Origin of the sequence: uncultured Fretibacterium sp. (genome assembly GCF_938040765.1) — a bacterium.
In the GTDB taxonomy this organism is placed as follows: domain Bacteria; phylum Synergistota; class Synergistia; order Synergistales; family Aminobacteriaceae; genus CAJPSE01.
Genome location: NZ_CALIAA010000311.1, coordinates 1 through 4,354, shown reverse-complemented (window position 1 = coordinate 4,354; position 4,354 = coordinate 1). Strand labels below are relative to the sequence as shown.

5 protein-coding genes are annotated in these 4,354 nt (G+C 60.3%); 3 read left to right on the top strand and 2 right to left on the bottom strand.

The annotated features are described in order from the left end of the window. Positions 1-197 precede the first annotated feature (197 nt). Genes Q0176_RS10860 through Q0176_RS10850 form a run of 3 tightly spaced genes read left to right on the top strand, consistent with a single transcriptional unit; the run spans position 198 to position 2,672 of the window. Entirely contained in the window at positions 198-1,013 is an 816-nt protein-coding gene (locus tag Q0176_RS10860) for a transporter substrate-binding domain-containing protein (protein ID WP_299302839.1), read from the top strand. A gap of 37 nt (positions 1,014-1,050) precedes the next feature. Beyond that, positions 1,051-1,893 carry an amino acid ABC transporter permease gene (locus Q0176_RS10855; protein WP_299302836.1) on the top strand — a complete coding sequence of 281 codons (843 nt, stop codon included), beginning with the start codon at positions 1,051-1,053 and terminating at the stop codon, positions 1,891-1,893. Between the two features lie 50 nt (positions 1,894-1,943). Beyond that, positions 1,944-2,672, top strand: coding sequence for an amino acid ABC transporter ATP-binding protein (locus Q0176_RS10850; protein WP_366797475.1), 729 nt, complete (start codon positions 1,944-1,946; stop codon positions 2,670-2,672). A 136-nt stretch (positions 2,673-2,808) separates the two neighbouring features. Here the strand turns inward: Q0176_RS10850 and Q0176_RS10845 are convergent, their stop codons facing one another. Beyond that, complete coding sequence (locus Q0176_RS10845; RefSeq protein ID WP_299302830.1) at positions 2,809-4,083, bottom strand: PocR ligand-binding domain-containing protein; 1,275 nt, start codon at positions 4,081-4,083, stop codon at positions 2,809-2,811. After that, a partial coding sequence (locus Q0176_RS10840; RefSeq protein WP_299302827.1) for a helix-turn-helix transcriptional regulator occupies positions 4,080-4,354 on the bottom strand: 275 nt, incomplete at its 5' end. The genes Q0176_RS10840 and Q0176_RS10845, both read right to left, overlap by 4 nt.

Here is a 4,354-nt window from a genome sequence, read left to right as displayed (position 1 = left end):
TTTGAAAATAAAAAGTAATCTTCATTATCGTTTTGGGTGTGAAGGTGCTATAATATCAATCCATATATGGTTGACCTGCGAGGGATGAGAGCGTTTTTCCCGCGGGAAGGGAAGTATCGGGAGGAGTATGCGGATTGGAAAAATCCTATTGTGTGAAAAATGAGAGGATGATCGCTGTGGGGAAGTGGAGCGACGGTTTGAGGCGGGTTGCTGCCCTTGCCGCATGGGCCGTTTTGGGGGTATGCCTTTTTGCGGGCGTCTCGGGGGCGGAGGAAAAGTTGTCGGCCATCGGCCAGCTGAAGGATCAGAAGCTGGCGGCGCAGCGCGGTACGGTGGGGCAGTCCCTGGCCGAGGACCTGCTCGGGGAAGGGCATAAGGAGCTTCTGACCACCTACGAGAAGTACGTGGATGCGATCGCGGCGCTCCAGCAGGGCAAGGTGCGTGCGGTGATCATGGACGAGGCCCCGGCGCAGCGCTTCCTGAAGAGCATGGAGAACCTTACCGTCATGCAGGAGCCCCTTTCCGAGGAGAGCTATGCCATTGGCTTCAAGAAGGGGAACACGGAGCTCCGTGATCGGGTCAATGCCGCTCTGTCGGCCATGAAGGCGGACGGGACCCTGGCGGCGATCATGGAAAAGTACAACGGCGACGCCGCGGTCAAGCCCGAGGACATCGACCTGAACAAGGGGGCCGAGGGCGGAAAGCTGGTCATGGGGACGGAGGCCGGTTTCGCACCCTACGAGCTCAAAGTGGGCAAGGGTTATATCGGCATCGACATCGAGATGGCGGCCGGAATAGCCAAGCGCCTGAACAGGGAGCTCGTCGTCGAGAACATGAACTTCGACGCGCTGCCGATGGCCGTGGCCTCGGGAAAGGTCGACATGATCTGCGCGGGGATCACTGTGACCGAGGACCGCAGGAAGAACATGGACTTCTCCGACAACTATGTCGAGGGAGCGAAACAGGTGGCCGTGGTCCGGGCGGACGACTGCGAGGCGCCGGCCGGGAAATGACGGGAGGGCGGACCCTGGGGGAGGAGGGCGCGTATCGATGACGCCCGCCTCCTCCCCGGAAACGAATGGAAACGGATCGTCCCGCGGATGGGGCAGGCCCGGACGTGGCAACGCCGGCCTCCTCGTCTGCGGGGCGTTTCTCGTCATTTTGCTGGCGCGCGGCGGTTTTTTCTCCCCTGCCGCGTGGGTAGGGTTTGGAGAGAAGTTTCACCAGAATTTCATCCTGGACGGGCGCTACAGGATGCTGATCGACGGGCTGAAGGCCACGCTGATCATGACCTCCTTCGCGACCGTGATCGGCCTTTTCCTGGGCCTGCTGATCAGCGTGATCCGGGTGGCGCATCGGGGAGGGGCCCGGATCGGCCTGCTGAACGCCTTGGCCAACCTCTACATCGCCGTGATGCGCGGGACCCCGGTCATGGTGCAGCTCCTGATCTGGAACTTCTCCATATTCGCGGCGGTACGCGACATCAACACGCTTCACGTCGCCATCCTGGCTTTTGGCCTCAATTCCGGGGCCTACGTCGCGGAGATCTTCCGCGGGGGGATCGAGGCCGTCGACCCCGGCCAGATGGAGGCGGCCCGCTCCCTGGGGCTGCCCTACCGGATCGCGATGCTGCGCGTCGTCCTGCCCCAGGCCTTCAGGAACGTCGTCCCCATGCTCTTTAACGAGTTCATCACGCTGCTGAAGGAGACCTCTGTGGCCGGCTACATCGGCATCGACGACCTGACGCGCGCCGGACAGAACATTCAGGCCCTGACGCTGGAGCATTCCCAGCCCCTGGTGATGGTGGCCCTGATCTATCTGGCCATGGTACTGGTCCTGACGGAACTGGTCCGCAGGCTGGAGAGGTGGCTGCACCGCAGCCGGAGGGCATAATGATTGAAGGACGTGCGGCTGAGGAGCGTTCGTTCGGATGCGGCGAGCCCTTGATCGAGGTTCGCGGCCTGCGCAAGGAGTTTGGGGGCGTCCCCGTGCTGAACGGCATCGACGCCACGGTGGCGAAGGGGGAACGGCTGGCGGTCATCGGCCCTTCGGGCTCCGGGAAGAGCACCTTCCTGCGCTGCCTGAACCGGATGGAGGAGCCGAGCGCCGGCACGATCCTCTTCCGGGGGGAGTCCGTCACGGCCCCGAGCTGCGACATCGATCGGGTCCGCCGGCGCATGGGCATGGTCTTCCAGCACTTCAACCTCTTTCCGCATCTGACCGTGCGCAGCAACATAACCCTGTCGCCGGTCTCGCTGGGACTGGCCGATGCGGAGGAGGCCGACGCCCTTGCGGAGGAGCTTCTGCGGCGCGTCGGCCTGGAGGACAAGATCGACGAGTGGCCCGAGCGCCTTTCGGGGGGCCAGAAGCAGCGGGTCGCGATCGCCCGGGCCCTTGCGATGGACCCGGAGGTTCTGCTCTTCGACGAGCCGACCTCCGCGCTCGACCCCGAGATGATCGGAGAGGTGCTCGAGGTCATGAAGGAGTTGGCCGGGGACGGCATGACGATGCTGCTGGTCACGCACGAGATGGGATTTGCGCGCGAGTTTGCCGACCGTGTGTTCTTCATGGACCGGGGGCGCATTGCGGAGGAGGGGCCGCCCGACGAGGTCTTTGCCCGCCCGCGCGAGCCGCGGACGGCGGAGTTTCTGTCGAAGGTGCTGCGAAGGTGACGAGGTGTTTCTTGTCCCGATGACGTTTTATCCTCAGGAGCCTGTCCCCGCTGGCTCCTGAGCTTCTCGAAATTTGCTCCGCTCCCCGTCGAGGGAGTGCGGCGTCCTCTGTGAAACGGGTGTCGGATACGCGCGTCTATGGCGTTTTTAGGTTGCACTCGAGCCCTGACACCAGCTTTCGCGCCTCTCCCGCATCTTTGATCGACAGGGTAATCGTCGTTTCTTTTCCCTCCTGGCTCCGAATCTCCACCCTGCATCGTTCCCCGAAAAACAGCTTCAGCCTTTCGAGGCAATTCCTCATCCCGATGCCCTCGCCCGGGGTTATCCGCTTCCGTGTATAACCAAGTTTTTTGCGAAGCGCTTTGAGTTTTTTCCCCTCAATGCCCGCCCCGTCGTCCATAATCTTGATCTCGCAGGTCCCGTGCTTTTTTTGGCACGAGATGAGGAGCTTGCCTCCTTGCAGTTGTCCCGGATTGAGGAGGCCGTGCTCGATAGCGTTTTCCACCAGGGGCTGCAGGGTGAAGAAGGGCAGGACCAGGGTCTCCATCGATTTGTCGCAGAGGATGCTGTAACCAATTCTATCCCCGAACCGATGTTTTTGAATACTGAGGTAGTTATCGATGTAGTCGATCTCCTGTCTGAGAGTCACGTGGCTCGTCGACTGCGTCAAAGTGTAGCGGAGCATGGAAGAGAAGGAACTCAGCATCTCCTCGGCGCATTCCGCGTTTCCCAGGCTCAGCGAGCGTGATATGGAGTTCAGAACGTTGAAGGTGAAATGAGGCATGATCTGCTTCTGCAAGGCCTCGAAACGAGCTTGGGACAGCTGGTTTTTCAGGTCCATCTGCTTTTTCTGATTCCTTAGGAGTTCCCGTGTGACCTGGTTGATCTCCTCCTGCATTTTGGCATGGGCCTTGAGGTTCAGGATATAGCGGGTGAGATTCTGAAGGGCCCGCGCAGTCTCCTCAATCTGCTTGCGGCTGAAAACAGGGATTTCCTCGTAATATTGGGAGTAGTTCTCGTTTTGCGCCCACCACTTTTCGGGCGCTTTTTCATCCTCGGGAAAACATCCCGTGTCGCTGCACAGAACCTGTCCTGCCGTGAGCGCGCCGACGAATTCCCCCTCCAGGATCAGTGGGATCTCTATGTTGACCAATCCGGCATGACAGATGTATATGCTGGGGCGATCCTCCTCGAGAGCGATACGCAGAGCCTTTTGATTGGAGCACTGACAGCACCCTTCCCCCTCGGGATCTGCGTTGATGGCACGACAAAAGCTCGTGAAGTTGCTTCCCTCTCCGAGATGTCGCCCTTCCCGGTCGACAAAGACGACTCCGAAACCCGTAGCGAAGGCGAAAGATTCCTGAAGTTCCTCTTGGAGCTCCTTGGACAGGAGATCGCGGATGTCGCTCATCCCCGGGTTGCCTTCCTGTACTGGGCAGGGGTATTGTGTACCGCCTTGCGAAAAACCTTGTAGAAGGTCGAAAGGCTGCCGAAACCCGAGGCTTCGGAGATGTCCTGCAGGGTCATATCGCTCCGGGAGAGAAGCCGTTTTGCCTCGAGCACTCTTTTGGCCCGTAAATACTGCGCAATGGATTGCCCGGTCTCCCTACGAAAATGGCGTTCGATGTAATCGCCGGACAGGCAGACGATCTTCTCCAAAGATGCCGAGGTGACGGGTTCCC